The 20,571-nt window shown below is 72.5% G+C and carries 20 protein-coding genes; 10 read left to right on the plus strand and 10 right to left on the minus strand.

The features are described 5' to 3' along the window. Positions 1–27 precede the first annotated feature (27 nt). From ABGB14_RS00195 to lepB, 4 genes are read left to right on the plus strand one after another with little or no spacing between them, the layout of a single operon-like run. Positions 28–543, plus strand: coding sequence for a MauE/DoxX family redox-associated membrane protein (locus ABGB14_RS00195; RefSeq protein WP_347641435.1), 516 nt, complete (start codon positions 28–30; stop codon positions 541–543). Next, a complete protein-coding gene (locus tag ABGB14_RS00200) occupies positions 540–1,079 on the plus strand; it encodes a hypothetical protein (RefSeq protein WP_347641436.1) in 540 nt (179 codons plus the stop codon). Before ABGB14_RS00195 ends, ABGB14_RS00200 begins: the two co-directional genes overlap by 4 nt. Next, entirely contained in the window at positions 1,076–2,878 is a 1,803-nt protein-coding gene (locus ABGB14_RS00205; RefSeq protein WP_347641437.1) for an ABC transporter ATP-binding protein, read from the plus strand. Before ABGB14_RS00200 ends, ABGB14_RS00205 begins: the two co-directional genes overlap by 4 nt. Then, positions 2,875–3,231: a signal peptidase I gene (gene lepB, locus ABGB14_RS00210; protein ID WP_347641438.1), complete on the plus strand. Its 357-nt coding sequence runs from the start codon at positions 2,875–2,877 to the stop codon at positions 3,229–3,231. The genes ABGB14_RS00205 and lepB overlap by 4 nt, the downstream gene beginning before the upstream one ends. Here lepB and ABGB14_RS00215 read toward each other — a convergent pair. The 4 genes from ABGB14_RS00215 to ABGB14_RS00230 are packed head-to-tail and all read right to left on the minus strand — an operon-like array spanning position 3,224 to position 7,416. Next, positions 3,224–4,030: a carbohydrate ABC transporter permease gene (locus tag ABGB14_RS00215; RefSeq protein ID WP_347641439.1), complete on the minus strand. Its 807-nt coding sequence runs from the start codon at positions 4,028–4,030 to the stop codon at positions 3,224–3,226. The genes lepB and ABGB14_RS00215 overlap by 8 nt on opposite strands. After that, positions 4,020–4,943 (minus strand): sugar ABC transporter permease, encoded by a 924-nt coding sequence (locus tag ABGB14_RS00220; RefSeq protein ID WP_347641440.1) that lies wholly within the window; start codon positions 4,941–4,943, stop codon positions 4,020–4,022. Before ABGB14_RS00220 ends, ABGB14_RS00215 begins: the two co-directional genes overlap by 11 nt. Next, entirely contained in the window at positions 4,940–6,190 is a 1,251-nt protein-coding gene (locus ABGB14_RS00225) for an ABC transporter substrate-binding protein (RefSeq protein ID WP_347641441.1), read from the minus strand. Before ABGB14_RS00225 ends, ABGB14_RS00220 begins: the two co-directional genes overlap by 4 nt. Further along, positions 6,187–7,416 (minus strand): Gfo/Idh/MocA family oxidoreductase, encoded by a 1,230-nt coding sequence (locus ABGB14_RS00230; RefSeq protein ID WP_347641442.1) that lies wholly within the window; start codon positions 7,414–7,416, stop codon positions 6,187–6,189. The genes ABGB14_RS00225 and ABGB14_RS00230 overlap by 4 nt, the downstream gene beginning before the upstream one ends. Positions 7,417–7,515: 99 nt before the next feature. On the opposite strand from ABGB14_RS00230, the gene ABGB14_RS00235 reads away from it, so the two are divergent. Beyond that, positions 7,516–8,613, plus strand: coding sequence for an ROK family transcriptional regulator (locus tag ABGB14_RS00235; RefSeq protein WP_347641443.1), 1,098 nt, complete (start codon positions 7,516–7,518; stop codon positions 8,611–8,613). On the opposite strand, the gene ABGB14_RS00240 is transcribed toward ABGB14_RS00235, so the two are convergent. Further along, positions 8,610–9,161 carry a helix-turn-helix domain-containing protein gene (locus tag ABGB14_RS00240; protein WP_347641444.1) on the minus strand — a complete coding sequence of 184 codons (552 nt, stop codon included), beginning with the start codon at positions 9,159–9,161 and terminating at the stop codon, positions 8,610–8,612. The two genes, ABGB14_RS00235 and ABGB14_RS00240, sit on opposite strands and share 4 nt — an antisense overlap. A gap of 99 nt (positions 9,162–9,260) precedes the next feature. On the opposite strand from ABGB14_RS00240, the gene ABGB14_RS00245 reads away from it, so the two are divergent. Beyond that, positions 9,261–11,477, plus strand: coding sequence for an MMPL family transporter (locus tag ABGB14_RS00245; RefSeq protein ID WP_347641445.1), 2,217 nt, complete (start codon positions 9,261–9,263; stop codon positions 11,475–11,477). 10 nt (positions 11,478–11,487) lie between these two features. Here the strand turns inward: ABGB14_RS00245 and ABGB14_RS00250 are convergent, their stop codons facing one another. Both ABGB14_RS00250 and ABGB14_RS00255 read right to left on the minus strand, forming a co-directional pair. Then, positions 11,488–11,796: a hypothetical protein gene (locus ABGB14_RS00250; RefSeq protein ID WP_347641446.1), complete on the minus strand. Its 309-nt coding sequence runs from the start codon at positions 11,794–11,796 to the stop codon at positions 11,488–11,490. Positions 11,797–11,896: 100 nt separating this feature from the next. Continuing rightward, the gene (locus ABGB14_RS00255; protein ID WP_347641447.1) at positions 11,897–12,391 is read right to left on the minus strand and encodes a cupin domain-containing protein; all 495 of its coding nucleotides are present in this window, start codon (positions 12,389–12,391) and stop codon (positions 11,897–11,899) included. Between the two features lie 432 nt (positions 12,392–12,823). On the opposite strand from ABGB14_RS00255, the gene ABGB14_RS00260 reads away from it, so the two are divergent. Beyond that, complete coding sequence (locus tag ABGB14_RS00260) at positions 12,824–13,129, plus strand: hypothetical protein (RefSeq protein ID WP_347641448.1); 306 nt, start codon at positions 12,824–12,826, stop codon at positions 13,127–13,129. Positions 13,130–13,162: 33 nt separating this feature from the next. Here ABGB14_RS00260 and ABGB14_RS00265 read toward each other — a convergent pair whose 3' ends face one another. Both ABGB14_RS00265 and ABGB14_RS00270 read right to left on the minus strand, forming a co-directional pair. Then, a complete protein-coding gene (locus ABGB14_RS00265) occupies positions 13,163–14,251 on the minus strand; it encodes an alcohol dehydrogenase catalytic domain-containing protein (RefSeq protein ID WP_347641449.1) in 1,089 nt (362 codons plus the stop codon). Between the two features lie 137 nt (positions 14,252–14,388). Next, the gene (locus ABGB14_RS00270; RefSeq protein ID WP_347641450.1) at positions 14,389–15,123 is read right to left on the minus strand and encodes a dienelactone hydrolase family protein; all 735 of its coding nucleotides are present in this window, start codon (positions 15,121–15,123) and stop codon (positions 14,389–14,391) included. Between the two features lie 150 nt (positions 15,124–15,273). Here ABGB14_RS00270 and ABGB14_RS00275 point away from each other — a divergent pair, with 150 nt between their 5' ends. From ABGB14_RS00275 to ABGB14_RS00285, 3 genes are read left to right on the plus strand one after another with little or no spacing between them, the layout of a single operon-like run. Beyond that, positions 15,274–16,392, plus strand: coding sequence for an acyl-CoA dehydrogenase family protein (locus tag ABGB14_RS00275; protein ID WP_347641451.1), 1,119 nt, complete (start codon positions 15,274–15,276; stop codon positions 16,390–16,392). Next, positions 16,389–17,363, plus strand: coding sequence for an acyl-CoA dehydrogenase family protein (locus ABGB14_RS00280; RefSeq protein WP_347641452.1), 975 nt, complete (start codon positions 16,389–16,391; stop codon positions 17,361–17,363). The genes ABGB14_RS00275 and ABGB14_RS00280 overlap by 4 nt, the downstream gene beginning before the upstream one ends. Continuing rightward, positions 17,360–18,172, plus strand: a complete 813-nt coding sequence (locus tag ABGB14_RS00285) for a TIGR03619 family F420-dependent LLM class oxidoreductase (protein WP_347641453.1) — start codon at positions 17,360–17,362, stop codon at positions 18,170–18,172. Before ABGB14_RS00280 ends, ABGB14_RS00285 begins: the two co-directional genes overlap by 4 nt. 167 nt (positions 18,173–18,339) lie before the next feature. On the opposite strand, the gene ABGB14_RS00290 is transcribed toward ABGB14_RS00285, so the two are convergent. Next, entirely contained in the window at positions 18,340–20,382 is a 2,043-nt protein-coding gene (locus tag ABGB14_RS00290) for a CHAP domain-containing protein (protein ID WP_347641454.1), read from the minus strand. Between the last annotated feature and the right edge of the window lie 189 nt (positions 20,383–20,571).

A 20,571-nucleotide genomic window follows, 5' to 3' on the forward strand; every position in this document is an offset into this window, starting at 1 on the left:
CCGCCGTGTCCACCCGGAGGGGCTGAGGTGCTTGACCTGTTCGCCCGCGCGTTACTCGCCGTTGTCTTCTCTGCGGCGGTCGTGGGGAAGGTGCGTTCCAGGCGAGGGCTGGCCGGGTTCCGTGACCTGGTCGCGGCGGTCGGGCCGCGGTGGCTGCCCGCCGGTCCGGTCGCCGGCGTGGTGGTGATGGGGGAGGCCGGCACCGTGGTGTTGCTGGCTGTCCCCGGCATGCGGCCGGCCGGCTACGCCATGGCGGCCGTGCTTCTCGTGATGTTCTGCGCTGGGATCGCGCGTGCGGTCCTGGCCGGGCAGCCGGTGCGTTGTCAGTGTTTCGGCGCGGGTGGCGGCCTGCTCGGGCCGCGGCATCTGGTCCGTAACGGTCTGCTGGTGGCCGTCGCCGTGGCAGGCGCGTTCGCCGGCGGCGTGCCCGCGTCCGCTCCGGGCGCGCTGGTCGCCGTGGTCGCCGGCGCGTTCGCCGGTCTGCTCACGATCCGCTGGGAGGATGTCGCGTTCCTCCTCGTTCCCGCAGGGAGGAACCGTTGACCGTGCTCGCCACCGCTGTCGTGCTGCTCGCTGCCGTGGTCGCGGTGCACCTGCTGTTCACCTTCGGGCTGGTGGCCAGGGTCCGCGAACTGCAGGAGCACGGCGGCGCGCCCGCTCGCCACACGAGCGTGCCGGGGCCCGGCACGGTCGTCGGCCCGTTCTCGGTGACCGGCGTGGACGGCGTCCCGATCTCCGAGGCCGATCTGGACGGCCCGGTCCAGGTCGGGTTCTTCCAGGTCGGTTGCGGGCCGTGCCGGATGTTGTCGGACGCGCTGGTCGCCGCTCCGCCGGAGGCGCGGTTCGTGTCCATGGTGCAGGGTGATCCGGATGCTCCTGAGGCCACGGAGCGGTTGGCCGCCAAGCTCGGTGCGCTGGGCCGGGTCGCGCTCATCGGGGTCGACGACCCCGTGCTGAGCGCGTTCGAGATCGTCGCGTTCCCGACGTTGCTGCACACGCACAGCGGCGTGGTGACCGCGTCCGGCACCCGGCTCGACGACTTCGCGCAGGCCACCGGCGCTCCGGCGAAGGTGGCATGACCCGGTCCGCCGCCCGTGCCGGCGTGGTGGCGCTCGCGTTGCCGTTCCGGTCCGCGCCGGTGACCGCCGCCACCGCACTGGGACTGACCGTGCTCGCGGGTGCCGCGCCCGCGAGCGGGGCATGGCTGACGATGCTGCTGGTCAACGAGCTCACCACGGGCACAGCGAACGCGGGCCGGGTGGTGTTCCTCGCCATCGCTTCGGCGCTCGCGGGAGGGCTGGCCATCGCTCTTCTGTATCTCGCCGGGTATCTCGGCGAGGTGGTCCAGCACCGGGTCACGCTGACCGTGGAGAGCCGGCTGTTCCAGCGGGTCGCCGCCCTGCCAGGGCTGCGACATCTCGAGGATCCCGCGTTCCACGACCGGTTGCGGCTCGCCGAGCAGGCCGCGCAGGAAGCGCCCGGCACGGTCTCGCAGTTCGCGCAAGAGCTGGTCCGCTCGGTGGTGCTGCTCACCAGCTTCGCGGGTGTGCTGCTGGCTGTGTGGCCACCGATGACCCTGCTGCTGCTCGCGTCCGTGCTGACCGCCGTGCTCGCCAGGCTGGCGACCGCGCGGCGCGAGGCGGCCGTCGAGGAGGCGTGGGTGGCCACGGACCGGCGCCGCCTGTTCTACCGGGCGCTGCTCACCGATGTGCGTGCCGCCAAGGAGATCAGGTTGTTCGGCATCGGCACGCTGCTGCACACCAGGATGATCGACTCGCTGGCGGCGGTCACGCACGCACGGCTGTCCGTGGCACGCCGCGGCGCACTGGCGCAGAGCGGGCTCGCGCTGCTCGGCGCCGCCGTCACAGGGATGGGCACGGTCGTGGTCGCCACGAACGTCGCCACCGGTGGCTCGCCGGTCGGCGACCTGGTGCTGTTCCTCGGTGCGGTGGCCGGCGTGCAGGCCGGGCTGTCCGGCGTGGTGCTCCAACTCGGCGAGGCCGTCCGCGCGGCGCGGCTGTTCGTGCACTACCTCGACGTCCTCGACACCGGTGACGACCTGCCGGACGGCACGGGCACGCCACCTCCGTCGGCGACCATCGAGGTGCGCGACGTCTGGTTCCGGTACGGCGAGGAAGGCCCGTGGGTGCTGCGCGGGGTGACCCTGACCGTTCCCGCCGGCGCCGCCGTGGGACTCGTCGGCGTCAACGGGGCGGGCAAGAGCACGCTGGTGAAACTGCTGTGCCGGTTCTACGACCCGCAGCGCGGCACGATCACCTGGGGTGGTGTGGACATCCGCGAGCTGGACGTCGCGGCACTGCGCGCGCGGATCGGCGTGGTGTTCCAGGATTTCATGACCTACGACCTGACCGCGGCAGAGAACATCGGCATCGGGCAGGTCCAGCACCTCGGCGACCGGCCACGGATCGCCGCGGCCGCGCGGGCGGCAGGCGCCGACGACACCGTGGCGGCCCTGCCCAGCGGCTACGACACCGTCCTTTCCCGGACGCACACCGACGACGACGGCGAGCGGGCCGGCGTGACGCTGTCCGGCGGGCAGTGGCAGCGGATGGCCCTGGCCCGCTGCCTGATGCGCACCGACGCCGAGCTGATCGTGCTGGACGAGCCCACCTCGGGACTGGACGCCGAGGGCGAGCACCGTGTGCACACCACCGTGCGCCGGCACGCGCGGGGCCGTACCAGGCTGCTGATCTCCCACCGCATGTCAGCGCTACGCGGCGCCGACCTGATCGTCACCCTCGTCGACGGCCGGGTCGCCGAGCAGGGCAGCCACGACCAGCTGATGGACGCGGACGGCGAGTACGCCCGGCTGTTCCGCCTCCAGGCCGGCGGCTACCAGGACGCGAGGGTGCCATGATCGGCTGGATCAGAGTGACCGTGCGCGGCACCAGCATGGCGCCGACCCTGCACGACGGCCAGCACCTGCTCGCACGCCGGCTACGCCGCGACCCCCGGCGCAACGACATCATCGTCTTCCGGGTCGCGGACGAGCGCCTGCCGCACCGGATCAAGCGGGTCGCCGCCATCGCCGGCGACCCGCTGCCCGACTGGCTTGCCCCCTCGATGCCGGATGTGCCGCACGTGCCGGCCGGGCATGTCGCGGTGGCCGGGGACAACCCACGCTCCCAGGACTCCCGCCAGCTGGGGCTGGTCGACTGCCGCGACATCATCGGCACCGTCCCCTTCCCGGGCGGTGGCATGCTCACTTGAGCGCCCCCGCCGTCAGCCCCGCGACGATGCGGCGCTGGAAGAACAGCACCAGCAGCACCAGCGGGATCGTCACGAGCACGCCCGCCGCCATCTGCGTGCCGAACGGGGTGTCGAACTTGGCCGCGCCCGTGAACTGGGCGATCCGGACCGTGGCCGTCTGGCGGGACTGGTCGTTGACCATGGTGACGGCGATGATGAACTCGTTCCAGGTCGCGATGAAGGCCAGGATCGCCGTGGTGAAGACCCCCGGCGCCGCCAGGGGGAGCATGACGCGGCGGAAGGCGGCGAAGGCGGTGCAGCCGTCGATCATGGCGGCCTGCTCCAGCTCGTACGGCAGCTGCCGGAAGAACGTCGTCAGGTTCCAGATGGTCAGCGGCAGGGCGAAGGACATCGACGGGACGATCATCGCCTGGTAGGTGTTGATCCAGCCGATCGTCGTGAACAACTTGAGCAGCGGCACGATCAGCAGCGCGCCGGGGAACATGGACACGGCGATCACGAGGGCCAGGATGACGTTCTTGCCGCGGAAGGCCAGCCGGGCCAGCGCGTACGCGGCCATGGTGCCGACCAGGAGGGTGACCGCCGTGGTGGTGCCCGCGACGACGAGGCTGTTGACCAGCGACCGGCCGAAGCCCATGCCCTCGGCGAAGACCGCGTCGTAGCTCTCCAGCGACCACGGGGCGGGCAGCGGCGACTTGTCGTGGATGTCGGCGGTGCGGCGGAAACTCGACACCACCATCCAGTAGAACGGCACCAGGCAGTACAGCGCGATGCCGGTCATCGCGGCCCTACGCCACATGGCGGGCCTCCTTCCCGCGCGAGCGCACGTCGCTCAGCAGGTCGGCTCCGAGCAGCCTGACGAACACGAACGCGATCACCGCGATGTAGGCGAACAACGCCGTCCCGTACGCCGACGCGGGCCCGTAGTGCACCCGTGTCGCCTCGTCCCAGATGAGCCCCGACAACGTCTCCACCGACTGCTTGCGCGGTCCGACCAGCACGTACGGCAGGTCGAAGATGCGCAGCGCGTCCATCAGCCGGAACAGCACGGCCACCAGCAGGGCGGGTCTGACCAGGGGCAACGTGATCCGCCAGAACGTCTGCCAGGGGGTGGCGCCGTCGACCTTGGCGGCCTCGTACACGCTGGACGGGATGATCTGCAGCCCGGCCAGCACGAGCAGGCCGACGAAGGGGGCGGTCTTCCAGGTGTCGGCGACGATCACGGCGAGCTTGGCCCAGGGGCCGTCCGCGGTCCAGAGGATGTCGGTGCCGAGCAGGGCGTTGGCCACCCCGTCCGCCTGGAAGATCCACTTCCACATCAGGCCCGCGACCGCAGTCGGGACCGCCCACGGGATGAGGATGCTGGCCCGCAGGAACGCCTGCCCCCTGAAGGCCCGCCGCATGACCAGCGCCATGGCCACCCCGAGCACGACCTCCAGCGCCACCGTCACCACGGTGAACAGGGTGGTGTTGAACGCGGCGTTCACGAACCGCTGCCCCACCACGCCCGCGTAGTTGGCGAGCCCGGCGAACCACTCGCCCTCCACCACGAACCCGTCCGCGTCGAGCCGCTGCCCGCTCTCGTAGAACGACTCGCGCATGGCGGCGAGCAGCGGATAGAGGACCACGAGCGCCAGCACGATCATGGTGGGCGACAGCATGGCCGCGGCCGTCCACGACTGGCCGCGCGGGACGGCCGGGCGCACCCTCACGTGAGCAGCGGGCCGAGGGCCGACTGCAGCTCGGTCAGTGCCTGGTCGACGGGCTTGGCGCCGGTGACGATGGCGTACGCGGACTCCTGGACGGCGGCGGTCACGTCGCCGTACTTGACGGCCGCGGGGCGCGGCACGGCGGCGAGGATGCCCTCCTTGAGCGCCGGCAGGTACGGGTACTTCTTGACCAGCTCGGGATCCTCGTAGATCGCGGTCCGCGCCACCGGCATCGAGCTGGTCCGCGCGAACGCCTTGATCTGCGCGGCGCTGGTCATGAACGCGACGAAGTCCCTGGCGCTCTGCTTGTGCTTGGAGAAGGCGGAGACGGCCAGGTTGTTGCCGCCCAGCGTGCCCGCGCCCGGGCCGGTCAGCCCGGGGATGGGCGCCACGTCGAACTTGTCCACGACCTCGCTGGAGCCGTCGGTCTTCTGCGCGGCCTCGTAGCCGTAGGCCCAGTTGCGGTAGAAGAGCAGCTTGCCCTCCTGGAAGGCGACCCGTCCCTCCTCCTCCTTGTACGTGATCGCCTCTTTGGGGATCATGCCGCTGTCGAATCCGTCGGCGAGGAACCGTGCTGCCTGCTTCGCCGCCTCGCTGGTGACCTGGGGCTTGCCGGAGGCGTCGAGCAGCCGGCCGCCGGCGGAGGCGACGGCCTCGGCGAAGTTCACGGTCAGGCCCTCGTACTTGTCGAACTGGCCGGCGTAGCAGCTCATGCCCTTCTGCCCGGGCAGGACGTCCGCGCAGATCTTCTTCATCTCGTCCCAGGTCTTGGGCGGCTCCTTGACCAGGTCGGTGCGGTAGTAGAGCAGGCCGGTGCCGGTGAACAGCGGCATCGCATAGAGCTTGTCTCGATACTTCCCTGTTTCGATGGTGGTGGGGAGGAGGCCGGTCGTGTCCAGCTTCAGCTCGTCCACCCACCGGTTCGCGGCGAACTCGCTGGTCCACACCGCGTCGATGAGGATGACGTCGCCGGTGTCCGACTTGGTCTGCGCGCTCTGGATGAGCTTGCGGCGCTGCTCGTCGGCGCTCTCCGGGAGCAGCACGACGGTCGCCTTCTCGTCGGGGTGCGCGGCGTTCCAGGCGTCGACGATCTTCTGCACCGACTCGGCCTCGAACTTGCCGCCGAGGAACGTGATCGGCCCGCGCCCGCCGTTCTCCTGCGCGTCCGGCGCGCTCGCGGGGGTCGTCGAGCCGCAGCCGGCCAGTCCCGCGCCGAGCGCCAGCGCGGCGGCGATGTGGATTGCCTTCATCGGGGGGTTCCTTCCAGGGTTACGGTCTCGCCGCGCAGCCGCGACCGCTCGGCCTCCCAGGCGATGAGGTGGCTGTGCAGGCTCTCGCGGGGCGAGGAGAGGATCGGGGCGCGCTCTCTCGTGGCCACCGCGGTCAGGAACGCCTCGACCAGCGCCTGGTCGCCGCCGCCGTGGCCGCCCCTCGCCGTCGCGTCGCCGGTGGGGCGGGTGTCGACGGTCTCGGAGCGGCCGGTGACGAAGTCGGTCACGGTCAGGCGGTCGCCGTCGCCCTCGATGGAGCCGCGGGTGCCGAAGACGCGCGTCTGCCGGTGGAGCGCCGGGGTGAACGCCGTCATCGTGAACGACGCGGTCGCGCCTCCCTCGAACTCCAGGTTCACGACCTGGTGGTCGACCACGTCGTTGTCGCAGGCGTACACGCACCTGCCGTACGGGCCGGTCCTGAGCGCCTCCAGCACCCCCTGCTCGGAGACGTCGTCGGTGAGCACGGACAGCGGCCACTCGTCCCCGCCCGCCAGCGGCAGGTAGATGCGCCGGGCGGAGTAGGGGCAGTCGGGCTCGACCCGGCAGTCGAGGCAGCGGTCGGCGGCGCCCTCCGGCCGGTTCTCGGGGCGGAAGTGCTGGAGGCCGCCGAACGACGACACGCGGGTGACCTGCCGGCCCGTCAGGTGCACCAGCCAGTCGAGGTCGTGGCACGACTTGGCGAGCAGCATGAACGTGGACTCGTCGGCCCGCCGCCAGTTGCCCCGCACGTACGAGTGCGCCTGGTGCCACCAGCCGACCGGCTCCAGGTGCTGGATGTTGACGATCTCGCCGATCCGTCCCGCGTCGAGCAGCTGTTTCAGCACCCTGGTGTACGGCGTGTAGCGCAGCACGTGGCAGACGGCGAACATCGCGCCGGAGCGCTCGGCGGCGTTCACGATCGCGTGGCAGTCGTCCTCCGAGGCCGCCATGGGCTTCTCCAGCAGGATGTCGTAGCCCAGCTCGGCGAAGCGCACGGCCGGCTCGACGTGCTCGCGGTCCTGGGTGGCGATGACGACCGCGTCCGCCTGGCGGGGCAGCGCGGCCAGCTCGCGCCAGCCGGCGTACGGGGTCGCGTCGGGGAACCTGCCGCGGCGGCGGGCGAGCGGGTCGGCCACCGCGACCACGCGCGCCCGGCCGGTCTCGACGGCGTGGTCGGCGTAGGAGGCGCCCCGCGAGCCCGCGCCGACGATGGCGAGCGTGATCATAGCGCTCCTCACTTATGTAACCAATTCACGTATGTCGGCCGATGCTAAGATCCGGGCTGGTAGACGTCAATAGGGAAGTTATGGAGAAAGGTCTCATAAGTGACCGAGCTCCGGCCGGGTGACGCGTCGCTGCTGCGCAAGGTGAACACCCAGGCCACGCTCAGGGCCCTGCGCCGCGAGGGCGTGGCCACGCTGACACAGCTCGGCCGCATCACCGGGCTGTCCAGGCAGACGGTCGAGGCGGTCCTCGACGAGCTGGGCGAGCGCGGGTACGTCAAGGAGGTGCCGCCCGACGAGGGCGCGATGGGGCGGCCCGCGCGGCGGTTCGGGTTCCGCGCGGACGCCGGCTACGTGGTGGGCGTGGAGGTCGGCGGCGACACCATCGTGGCCGCGCTGGCCGACCTCGGCGGCGAGGTGATCGCCTGGGAGCGGGCCGAGGTCGACATCGAGGCCGCCGCCCACGAACGCCTGGCCGCCGCCCGCCGCACCTGCCTGGCCTGCGTGGACGGCGCGGGCGTGGCGCGCACCCGCGTGTGGGCCGTGGCGGCCGGCACCTCGGGCATCGTCGACCGCACCGGGCGCGTGTCGTTGTCGATCACGCTGCCCGGCTGGACGGGCGTGGACCTGGCGGGCCTGGCCGGAGACTGGTTCGGCTGCACCGCGCTGGCGGCCAACGACGCCAACCTCGCCGCGCTCGCCGAGCACTGGCGCGGCAGTGCCCAGCACGCATCCGACGTCGTGTACGTCATGATGGGCCGAAGGGTGGGCGCGGGCATCCTGATCGGCGGACGGCTGCATCCTGGGCGCGGCGGGGCCGCGGGCGAGATCGGCACGCTGCGCCAGGTCGGCTGGGAGGACGCCGCCCGCGACCTGGTCAAGGATGCCTCGGCGGCCGAGGTGTTCGAGGCGGCGCTGCGCGGCGACCGCGACGCCCGGCGGCGGGTCGACGGTTACGCCGAGACCCTCGCCGTCGGCGCCTCGGCGCTCGCGCTGGCCATCGACCCCGACCTGCTGGTGCTGGGCGGCGGCTACGTCCGGGCCGGCGACGTGCTGCTCGAACCGGTCAGGCGGCACCTGGCCGAGCTGTGCGTGAGCGTGCCCGAGGTGGTGGCGTCCACCTTCGGGGACGAAGGGGTGGCGCTGGGCGCGGTACGTCTCGCGCTCTCCCACGTCGAGCGCGAGATCCTCGGCCTCTAGCCGCCTGGTGGGTCTTGCCAGATCGCCCTGGCCGACTCCAGCATGGCCGCTCTGACCTGCTCCTCCGGCAGGTCCATGGTCTTGACCGTGCCCCACTGCAACGCGCCGAGCAGGGCCCAGCCCTTCAGCCGGGTCTCCGGGCCGGGGTCCTCGCCCACGAGCTTGGTGAAGATCTCGTCCCTGTACGTCCTGATCACCGCGCGCTCCGAGCCGGGCGAGACGGGGGAGACGGAGTCGTCGCCGGCCAGGTCCTCCATGAACAGGCGGATCACCGAGCGGTAGCGCACCGCGAACCCGACCAGGGCCTCCACGAACTCGTCCCGGCTCCCGTGGCCGGCGTCGAGCAGCGCCAGCATGTCGCCGGCCGCCGGCGAGAGCAGTTCGGCCGCCAGGCGGTCCTTGGGATGGAAGTGGTAGGCGACGGCGGTCTTGGTCAGCCCGACGGCGGCGGCGATGTCGGCCAGCGACGTGGCCGCGTAGCCGCGCTCGGCGAACAGCTCGCGGGCGGCGGCCAGGATCCGGGTGCGGGTGTCGTCGGCTGTGGTCATCGTCTCAATTCTCTCGAGGAGACAGCCTTCCCAATATTTCCCGTTTTATCGTATGTCCTGTACGACCGTACAGGACGGCCGTCGAGTGGGGGCTTTGCGATGACGCGGTTGCTGGGACGGCTGGGCGGCTGGTGCGCGCGCCACGGGCGGATCGTGCTGGTTCTCTGGGTGGTCGCGGCGGCCGCGCTGATGGGCGGCAGCCTCGTGTTCGCCGCCCCCACCAGCAACGACGCGAGCATCCCCGGGACCGACGCGCAACGCGCGCACGACCTGATGAAGACCGGCTTCGGGCCGGGCTACGCCGCGGGCGGCACGGTGCAGCTCGTCGTCTACTCCGCCGACGGCCCCCTCACCGAGGACGCGCCCAAGCGCGCCGTGGAGCGGGCCGTCGACCGGCTGCGGACCATGCCGCACGTCGTGCGGGTGGACTCGCCGTACCGCGTGGGCGGCATCGCCTCCAACCTGCAGATCGGGCTCATCGGCATCCGCATGGAGGGCCACGACAGCGACAAGATCGCCGCACTCACCCAGAGCCTGTCCAGGGCCGCGGACCCGGCGCGGGCCGCCGGGCTCGAGGTGGTGCCCGCGGACAGCTCCACGCCCGCCGACAAGGAGATCAAGACCGGGCCCAGCGAGATCATCGGCGTGCTCTGCGCGCTGCTCGTGCTGGTGTTCGCGTTCGGGACGCTGGTGGCCGCGCTCATCCCGATCTTCGCCGCGCTGGTCAGCGTGGCCTCGGGGCTCGGCGTGATCGGCCTGCTCGGGTGGGTGGTCGACATGCCCAAGCAGGCCGGCATCATGGCCACGATGATCGGGCTCGGCGTGGGCATCGACTACGCGCTGTTCCTGCTGTCCCGCCACCGCCGGCTGCTGGCCGACGGGGTGCCGGTCGTGGAGTCCGTACGCCGCACCGTGTCGAGCTCGGGAGGAGCCGTCGTCTTCGCCGGCGGCACCGTGATCATCGCGTTGAGCGCGCTGATGCTGGCCGGCTTCCCGCTGCTGGCCACGCTCGGCTGGGTCACCGGCATCTCCGTCGTCGCCGCCGTGCTGACCTCCGTCACGCTCGTCCCCGCACTGCTCGGGCTGCTCGGCCACCGCGTCAACGCGCTCAAGGTGCCGTTCCTGAAGGGCGCCGGCGGGTCCGGCGCCGGATGGGCACGGCTCGGCTCGTGGGTCGCCCGCCGCCCGTGGCGGGTGTTGTTCGCCAGCGCCCTCGTGCTGGGAGCGCTGGCCGCGCCCGCGCTGGCACTGAAGCTCGGGCCCCTCGACGAGGGATACGGCACCCAGGGCTCCGAGTCGCGGCGGGCGTACGAGCTGACGGCCACCGGCTTCGGGCCCGGCGCCAACGGGCCGCTGATCGTGGTCGCCACGCTGCCCTCGAAGGTCGCCGACCCGGGCGACCCGATCGTCGACCACCTCACCCGCGCGATCGACGACGTCGAAGGCACCGCACACGTGGCCGAGCCCAAGGTCAACACCTCGGGCCGGTCGGTCCTGCTCCAGGTCGTCACCGACTACGCCCCGAGCGACCCCCGGGCCGCCGACGTGGTCAGGGACATCAGGGAACTCGCGCTGCCGGGCGTGCAGGTGCATGTCGGCGGGAAGGTCGCGGGGCTCACCGACGCGGGAGACCGCATGGCCGAGCGCACCCCGCTGGTCATCGGCGTGGTCGTGCTGCTGAGCGCGCTGCTCCTGCTGCTCGCCTTCCGCGCGCCCATCGTCGCGATCAAGGCCGCGGTGATGAACCTCGTCTCGCTCGGGGCCGCGTTCGGGGCGCTGGCGCTGGTGTTCTCCATCGGGGTGGGCAGCGGGCTGGTGGGCATGGACCCGCCGGCCAGTTCGTCGTACGTGCAGACCATCTTCTTCTCGGTGCCGATCGAGAGCTACGTGCCGCTGATGCTGTTCGCGGTGCTGTTCGGGCTGTCGATGGACTACGAGGTGTTCCTGCTGACGGCGGTGCGGCAGGCGTACCACCGGCACCGGGGCAACGCGCGGTCGGTGGCGCAGGGACTCGGGTCGACGGGCCGCGTCATCACGTCGGCCGCCCTCATCATGGTGGCGGTGTTCGTGGCGTTCATCGCGTACCCGGATCCGATGGTCAAGACGTTCGGAGTCGGGCTGGCGGTGGCCATCGCGGTGGACGCCACGATCATCAGGGGCTTCCTCGTGCCCGCCACCATGGTGCTGCTGGGGCGGCTCAACTGGTGGTGCCCGCGCTGGCTCGACCGCATCCTGCCCAATCTGTCGGTCGAGGGCCACGAGGAGGACGAGGCCCCGGCCGCGCCGCGCCGCGAGCCCGTCAAGGCCGGCGTGTGAGGACTCCTGGTCAGTCGGAGTCGGTCAGGTTGCAGGCGGGAACCCAGCCGACGACGCCGGTCGCCATGTTGCGGCCGTGGTGCCACAGGGTGCTCTCGAAGAAGTCGCAGCGGTAGAGGCCGTACTCGGCCGACCGGTCCGACTCGAACCCCTGGCCGGCGTAGCCGATCCCGGCACGGCCGGAACCGGCCCTGGGTTCGCTCCAGATGACCACGCCCAGGGCGCCGAAGTCGTGGACGTCTCCCGCCACGGCGGACTGGGCCTGCATCCCGGTCATGACCAGCCCGGTGAGCGCCCCGGCCATGGTGACGTTCTTCATGTGCACCGTCTCTCCTCCCCGTGGTGTCAGTAACACACGGTAAGAGATCGGTCACCCATCGTTCCAGCGGTTTTGCCGCACCTCGACCGGGGCGTCGAAGTCAGACCATGTACTGGTCGTGGCGCAGGTACAGCTCCGTCCACTCCTCCGGGCTCAGCTGCCGGCCGGTGGTGGCGATGTCGGCGAGCTCCTCGAAGTACGCCTCGCGGGGGGCGCCCGGCGTGAACAGGATCAACATCGAGGCCGGTTCGCCCGACTCGTTCTTGAAAGCGTGCACACCGCCCTCGGGCAGGAACAGGAAGTCACCCGGCTTGCCGTCGGCCCACTCCTCGCCGTTGTAGAGGCGGATCGTGCCCGACAACACGTAGAACGACTCGGTCATGGTCCGGTGGAAGTGCGGATCGGGGCCGCTCGGGCGCGGGCCCATCTCCCACCGGTAGAGGCCGTACGCTCCGTTCGTGGAGCCGCCCGTCGCGAGGTAGTGCACCTGCGTGCCCCCCACCCCCATGGACAGGTCGGGCTCCCGGCCGGCCAGCTGGAAAGTGCCGCTGTGCTCGCCGGCCTCGCCGAAGTATCGGGGCTCGGGATAGGACATTCCGCCTCCTCTGATCTTCACGAGAAGTCTATGGATGCTCATGTCCGAACGCATCGGCACCTCCTCGGGTGCCACCGCCAAGCGCAGGCCAGGCAGGCGCCGGAGCAGCGCGGGAAGCGGACACTCGCGCTGCTGCAGCCTCGCGTATCAGCGTGATCAATTGCAATGTGCCCAGCTGGGACGAAGGGTTGGGTGCCTTCTCGTGGGCATCCGAGTAAACGTGCGGGGCAAGCGTTGTCGCGCCGGACTCACCCCGAATGGCCTGACCGAAACCCGCCACCCGCCGCGGTCCGTGGGTAGTGTGGATCAGGGTCTCTGGGCGGCGTTGTCGCTTCGGTCCCTTTTGTTGTATGCGAAGTCGGAGGTGATCACGGTGCACCCGGTCTAGCGACGGCCCCAACCCGGGGCGTCACGGAGCCGAAAGGTGACCGTATGAGCAAGACCGACAAGACCCGGCCCTGGTGGGTGCGGATGGCCGACGCGCCGCCGATGACCGGCGTGCCCGTGCATGATCATCGTTTCGGGCCGTGCACGCTGCCGGACGAGATCACCGCCGACAGCGCGAACTGGCGCCGGGGCGGCTGTTACTGGGGCGCCCCCGGCTACCACGTGCTCGTCCGCGAAACCAAGGGTGGGAACCGGGAGTGGTACTACTTCCGTCGCGAGGAGCGCCGTCGCAGCCGGCACCAGGCGCGCCGTGAGCTGCGCGACTACCGCGCCTTCTCCGACGAGGACTGAGACGACCCGCGGGGCACCGCGGCCGGGCGGCCGTCAGAAGGTGATGACCGTGCGGGCGACGGTGCCCTGGCGGACGTGGTTCACGGCTTCGTTGATCTGGTCGAGGGGCAGGCGTTCCGTGATGAGGCCGTCGAGGTCGAGGCGGCCCCGGAGGTACTGCGCCGCCAGCATGGGCAGGTCGCGGTGCGGTGCGGAGTCTCCGCCCTGGGTGCCCATGAGGCGGCGGGAGGCGAACAGCAGGCCGGTGTCCACCTCGGCGTGGTGGCCCTGGGGCGGGCTGCCGACCATGACCGCCGTCCCGCCGGCACGGGTGGCGGCGAAAGCACGGGAGAGCACCCCGGGCGCGCCGGTGGCGTCGAAGGCGTAGTCGACGCCACCCTTCACGAGTTCGCCCACTTGCCGGGGCAGGTCCGCGGCGAGGAGGGTGTGGGTGGCGCCGAAGCGTTCGGCCAGCTTGAGTTTCGGTTCGGCCGTGTCGGCGGCGACGATCGTGGTGGCGCCCGCGAGCACCGCCCCCTGGATGACGTTGAGTCCGACGCCGCCGCAGCCCACGACGAGGACGGTGGCGCCGGGGGGCACCTTGGCGACGTTCGTGACGGCGCCGACGCCGGTGACGACTCCGCAGGCCAGCAGGCACATGGCGGCGAAGGACGCGTCGGCGGTGATCCGTACGCACATCGCCTCGGAGACGACGGTGTACTCGGCGAACGAGCCGATGCCGATGAAGCGGCGGGTCTCCTGCCCGTCGAGGGTGACGCGCGGCGGGCCGCCCATGACAGTGGGGAGCCTGGCCGGGCCGGAGCACAGGTGGAACCGGCCCGCGCCGCACGGGCGGCACCGGCCGCAGGGGCCGTTCATGGCGATGATGACGTGGTCGCCGGGCTTGACGGTGGTCACGCCCGTGCCGACGCTCTCCACCACTCCGGCGCTTTCGTGTCCGAGGATGAACGGTGGCCGGCTCGCCACGGGGCTCTTGCCGTCGATGGCCTTGAGGTCGGAGCCGCACACGCCGGACGCCATGACGCGCACGCGTGCCTCGCCGGGGCCGGGGTCGGCGATCTCGACCTCGCGGATCTCCATGGGGGCGTGGAACCTGGTCAGGACGGCCGCGCGCATCAGCATGCGCCAAACGGTAACCCGGCGCCAAGATGGTGAGCAAGCGGTTGCTCGGGGACCCGTTGACATCCTCCCAGGCGAGTTCACGCTCGCCACAACGGCACGCCCGCCGAGATCAGGCAGGACCCGGTCGTCAGGGCCGCCTATCTGGGCTGAGCGTGGCGTTCGGTGAAGGACAGGATGCGCCTCCAGGCGTCCTGGCACGCCTCGGCCCACTCGCCGTAGGCGCGGTCGAAGAACGAGTGCGGCGCGCCGTCGTAGACGTGCGTCTCGTGCTCCGTGCCCACCTGGTCGAGAGCGGCTTCGTACGCCTCGAACTCCTCCGGCGTCGAAACCGCGTCGGCCCCGCCTCTGAGCAGGAGGAGCGGCGCTCCCGGGCCTGACCGCGGCGGCTCGATGAAGCGCAGCGCGCCGTAGAAGCCGATGCCGCCGGACAGGCCGTTGCCCTCGGCGGCCAGCCGCCACGACTGGGAGCCGCCCATGCAGAAGCCCACCGTGAACACCGGCCCTCCGCCCGACAGCGCCTCGGCCGCCGCCCTCGCGTCGGCTCTGATCCCCTCGGGGGTGAGCTGGTTGACGTGCGGCATGAAGTCGAAGTCGTCGCCGCGATCGCCGCGGCCCGCCGTACGGCCGAAGTAGTCGATCGCGATCGTGGGGAATCCCGCCTCGGCGAAGCGCACGGCGAGGTCGCGGTAGAAGGGGTGCAGGCCGCGTACGTCGGGCAGGATCACCACGCTGCGGCCGTTGGGCTCGGCGGGCTCGGCCCGGTAGGCGAGGAAACGGTTGCCGTCGGCGGCGGTCAGCGCGATCAGCTCGTGTGCGGCCACCTCCCCCTGGACGGGCGGGGCGGGCGGTCTGCTGTCGGTGGAATGGCACATGCCGGACAGCATGCCCGGGGCGTTCGCGGATATCCCCGTGCTCGGATCCGAGCACGGGGGGTCGTGGCGGAGACGTTCGCGCGTGCCGGTGCGGCCGCTCCGGTGCCGGATCCCATGGCGCGCAGACCAAGCGTGCGCTAGGTTGGTCGCGTGGATCTCGACTTCTCCCCGGCCGAGCGGGACTTCCGAGCCGAGGTTCGTGACTGGCTGCGCGCGCACGTGCCGCGACCGCTCCCGCCCATGGACACCGCGGAGGGCTTCGCGGCGCACCGCGCCTGGGAGGCGCTGCTGGCCGGCGCGCGGCTGTCCGTCGTCTCCTGGCCCGAGCACCACGGCGGGCGCGGCGCCTCCCTCATCGAGTGGCTGATCTTCGAGGAGGAGTACTGGGCCGCCGGCGCCCCCGCCCGGGTGACGCAGAACGGCATCTTCCTGCTGGCGCCGTCGCTCATGAGGTTCGGCACCCCGGAACAACGCGACCGCTGGCTGCCGCGGATGGCCAGGGGCGACGACGTGTGGGCGCAGGCCTGGTCGGAGCCGGAGGCGGGCAGCGACCTGGCCGCGCTGACCTCCAGGGCCGAGCCCGCGCCCGGCGGCTGGCGGCTGTACGGCCACAAGACGTGGAGCTCGCGCGCCGCCTTCGCCACCCACGGGTTCGGCCTCTTCCGCACCTCCGGCACGCGCCACCACGGCCTCACGTACGTCATGTTCCCCATGGACGACGTCGCCGTCCGGCCGATCGCGCAGCTCGACGGGCTGCCCGGGTTCGCGGAGCTGCGCTTCGACGGGGTGTTCGTGCCGGAGCCGATGGTGGTCGGCGAGCCGGGCGACGGATGGCGGATCGCGATGGCCACCACCTCGTCAGAACGCGGCCTGACCCTGCGCAGCCCGGGACGCTTCCTCGCCACCGCCGACCGGCTCGTCGAGCTCGCCCGCGACGCCGGCCCGGCCCTCGCCGACCGGGCCGCCCGCTGCTGGGCCGACGCGGAGGCGTACCGGCTGCACACGTACGCCACCGCGCTCCGGCTCATGACCGGCGAGGAGCTCGGGCCCGAGGCCAGCATGGGCAAGGTGTTCTGGTCCGAGCTTGACCTGCGCATGCACGCCCTCGCCATGGAACTGCTCGGAGACCGGGCGGGAGACACGGCCTGGCTGGACGGCTTCCTCTTCGCGCTGGCGGGCCCGATCTACGCGGGCACGAACGAGATCCAGCGCACCATCATCGCCGAACGCGTCCTCGGGCTGCCCAGGGCGGGGGTGCGGCGGCCGTGAACTTCGGCTTCACCCCCGACCAGCTCGCCCTGGGCGCGACCGTGCGCGACGTACTGCGGGCCCACTGCCCACCTGCCGCACTGCGCACCGAGCGGCGGCCCGCCTGGAAGCAGCTCGCCGGCCTGGGCTTGTTCGGATCGCTGCTGCCCCCCGGGTCCGGCGGCCTGGGGTTGTCACCGGCCGACCTCCTGCCGGCGCTGGAGGAGACCGGGCGGGCATGCCTGCCGGGGCCGGTCGTCGAGACCGCCGTGGCGGCGGCGTACCTGCCGGCGAGCCTTCCCGGGCTGGCCTCCGGCGCGGTGTGCGTGAGCGTGCTGCCGCCGGGGCAGGCGTACGCGCCGGACGCCGACCTGGCCGACCTTCTGGTGGTGGCGCGGGCGGGCGGCTGGCACCTGGTCCGCAAGGAGTCCGTACGCCTCGCCCCCCGCCACGGCGTCGATCCGTGCCGGCCGCTGTTCGAGGTGGGCTTCGACGCGTCCGAGGACCTGGGCGCGGCCGCCGGGCCGGCGGTGCTCGCGGCCACCGCCGCCACGGCGGCGCAGCTCATCGGGGTCGCCAGGGAGCTGCTCGCGGTCACCGTCGCGTACGCGCGGGCCAGGACGCAGTTCGGGGCGGCCGTCGGGTCGTTCCAGGCGGTCAAGCACCAGCTCGCGGACGTCGCCGTGGCCGTCGAGTTCGCCGCGCCCCTCGTACACCGGGCGGCCCTGTCGGTGGGCGGGCCCCGGAGCCGGCCGCTGCCCAGCGCCGGACGGGACGTCAGCGCCGCCAAGGCCGCCGCGGGGGAGGCCGCCGGCCTCGCGGCGCGGGTGGCGCTGCAGGTGCACGGCGCGATCGGGTACACCGAGGAGCTGGATCTGCGGTTCTGGCTCGCGCGGGCCTGGTCGCTCTCGTCCGCGTACGGCACCGCGGCCGCTCACCGCGAACGCCTGCGCGCCGCCATCGCCAACGGCGGCCCTGGACGGTATCCGTGAAGTTCGGCGTGCCGCTCGGGCTGCTGCATCCCGCCGCGTGGAAGGACGTGGCGGTGGCCGCGGACGAGCTGGGGTTCGAGTCGGTGTGGCTGCCCGAGCACCTGGTGTTCACCACCGACCTGTCGCTCGCCGCGTACCCGGGCGCCACCGGCCCGGGGATCAAGCCCGGCACGCCGCTGTTCGACGCGCCGGCGTACCTGTGCTGGCTCGCCGCCTTCACCACCCGCGTCAGGCTCGGCACAGCGGTGCAGCTCCTCGCTCTGCGCCACCCCTTCGTGTCGGCCCGCGCGTTCGCCACGCTGGACGTCGTCTCGTCGGGACGGGCCATCTGCGGGGTCGGCGCGGGCTGGTACCGGGGGGAGTGGGAGGCGGCGGGCATCCCGTTCGGCACGCGCGGGGCGCGGCTGGACGAGGCGATCGAGGTGGTCAGGCGGCTCTGGAGCGAGCCGGTGGTGGCCCATTCCGGGAGGTTCTACTCGTTCCCCGAGGTCGCGTTCGAGCCCAAGCCGGTGCAGCGGCGGCTGCCCCTGCTGGCGGGCGGGGAGTCGCCCGCCGCGCTGCGCAGGGCGGCCCGGCTCTGCGACGGGTGGATCAGCATGCCGCACACGATCGAGTCGATCAGGCCGCAGCTCGACCGGCTCGGGCCTGGGGTTCCCGTGACGGTGCACGCCCACGCGCCGGCCTCCCCCGACGAGGTGGCCGCGTGGGAGGCGCTGGGCGTGGAACGGCTCATCGTACGGCCGTGGACGCGCGGACGGGACGCCGTCTCCCGGCTGGCCGCCTTCGCCGCCGAGCACGGGCTCGGCTAGAGCGCCCCTCCGAACGCCCTCGGCATCGCGCCCAAGGGTTCTGGGCCGGCCGGGCGTGGTGGGGCGAGGCCGGCGGGTCGCCGGTCGGGCGCGGTGGCGTCGCGGCCGGCACGGCCGGGATGCCGGTCAGGCGCGGTGGCGTCCCTCGGGACGAGCCGGGATGCCGGTCAGGCGCGGTGGCGTCCCTTTCCTGGCCGGGTGGTGGCCGCGCCGGCGAGCTGGCGGCCGCCGTCGGGGCGGGTCGTCCTGCGGTGCCTGCGGCCCTGCAGCGGGAGGTCCTGGACGAACCCCTCGGCACCGCGCCCCTCGCCGGACCGCCTGGACTGCGCGCGTCCCGCGGGCTGTGCTGGCTCCTGGCGGCCGGCGTACGGTGCTCCGGCGGGTTGCGGCGCGTTGCCGGGGCGAGGCCCTCGGGCGTCAGGCGAGCCCGGCTGGGCGCGGCGGTGGCGGCGGCCGCGCGACGGCAGGTCGGACGCGAACGCGGGCTCTTCGGCCAGCCGTTCGTGCCGCCGCCGCCGTCCGCGATAGGGGCCGCCGGAGGCACGGCCAGGCACCCCGCCGGAGGCACGGCCAGGCACGCCGCCGGAGGCACGGTCCGGTCTGTCGCCGGAGGTGCGGCCCGGCCTGCCGCTTCGGGAAGGAGCGTCCGGCCGGCTACCGGGGAACCAGCCGTCGGCGGTGGGGCTGGCGAGCGGGCCGGATGCTCCGGAGGGGTGGTCGACGGTGATTAGCGGGCCGAAGGCGTCCGAGCCGGTGGCGCGGGTGGGGGCGAAGGCGTCGAAGCTGCTCGACGCGCCGGGGATGACGATGCGTTCGAACGGTCCTGTGTCCACGACGCGATCGAGCGGGCCGGTGTCGAGGACGATCTCCAGCGGCCCTGTCTCGGCGGGAGCCGTGTCGTCGAAGGCGGGCGCGAAGGGACCGGTGCCCGCCGCGCGGCGGTCCCCTGCACTCGCGCGGCGGTGAGAGGGGTGGAGTTCGGCGGCGTCCGGCGATCGGAGCACGGTGGTGTCGCCGGACTGCCGGGGGGAGCGGAGCACGGTGGCGTCGGAGGTGTCCCGGGCGGAGCGGAGCGCCGCGGCGTGGCGCGGGGAGCGGAGGACGGCGGTGTCCGTGGTGCGGAGTTCGGGGGCGTCGGTGGCGAGGTCGAAGGGCCGGGTGGCGAGCCGGCGCCGGGGCGCGGGGGCGGCGTTGCGGCGGCGGCGGCCGGCGTTCGAGCGGGCCGGGCGGGCGCCCGTGCCGGCCCCGGAAGACGCGGCGGACGCGGCGGACGCGGCGGCCCGCATCCGGCGGGTCTTGGCGACGGCGAGCAGCGCCAGCGCGGCCACCAGCGCCGAGCCGACCAGCGTCGGCGTCGATACGGCGGGCATCGGGGCGGTGGCCGCGGCGTCGATGTGGGTGGGGACCGGGTCGGCGGTCGCGGCCGTGGTGTCGGCGGTGGACGGCTTGGCGTGCTTGGCCTTCTTGGCGGGCTCCTTGCCGGTGGCGCTCGCGGAGGCGTGGACCGTGGCCTCCTGCTCGGCCTTCTTCGACGGAGCGGAGGCGGGTGCGTCGGCGTCGCGGCCGCCGGAGTGAGGGGCGCGGGCGGGCTCGTCGCGTTTGGCGCGGGGGATCATGCCGGACAGCGCCTCGTCCGCGGGAAGCTCGAGCAGGCCGACGTCGTTGCCGGGCCTCGACGGCTCCTCCGCCCGCTCCTCGGCCTTCTTCCTGGCCTCCTTGGCCTGCTGGGCGGCCTCCTCGTCCAGGCGGGCCTTGATCTCCTCCGGGTAGCCGTAGCCGACGACCTTGCTCGTGTCGCGTTCCTTGCGCTTGGCGACGCCGCCGTCGATGTTGCCCTCGATCGTGTGGATCGTGTCGCCCTCGACCCGCGTCACGACGCCGACGTGGTCGATCCTGCTGATCTTGTTGGATCCGCTCCAGTCGTAGAAGACGATCGCGCCGGGCTTGGGCTTCTTCCCCCACGCGCCCTGCTCCTTGAACCACTTGGCGTGGGCGACCGTCCAGGCGAACTGGCCGATCCACTCCTCGTAGCCGAGCTTGTGCGCCGCCCAGGACAGCATCATGTCGCACCATGGGGCGGAGGTGTAGTCGGCGTCGAACTCGACGTTCTTGCCGTACCAGGAGCCGAACTTGGTGTACGCGCCGGCCTTCTCCGAGTAGCCGAGCTGGCGCTCGAGCAGCTCGATGAACTTCTGCATCTCTGGCGTCATGGAGGCGTGGGGAAACCTTCCGGGCAAGACCGGTTTGTCCACACAAATCTGGGTAAGGGACGCCCTGTGACTGGTGTGATGAAACCGGCGGCTTGTCATCTTCTGCGATGAGCGAGGTTACCGTTTGGTAACCCCAGGTCAAGCACGCCCCAAGAGAGAGTCGACTCTTCTTGGGAAAGAACCGCAGGT

The organism is Nonomuraea sp. B10E15 (genome assembly GCF_039871615.1).
Classification (GTDB): Bacteria; Actinomycetota; Actinomycetes; order Streptosporangiales; family Streptosporangiaceae; genus Nonomuraea.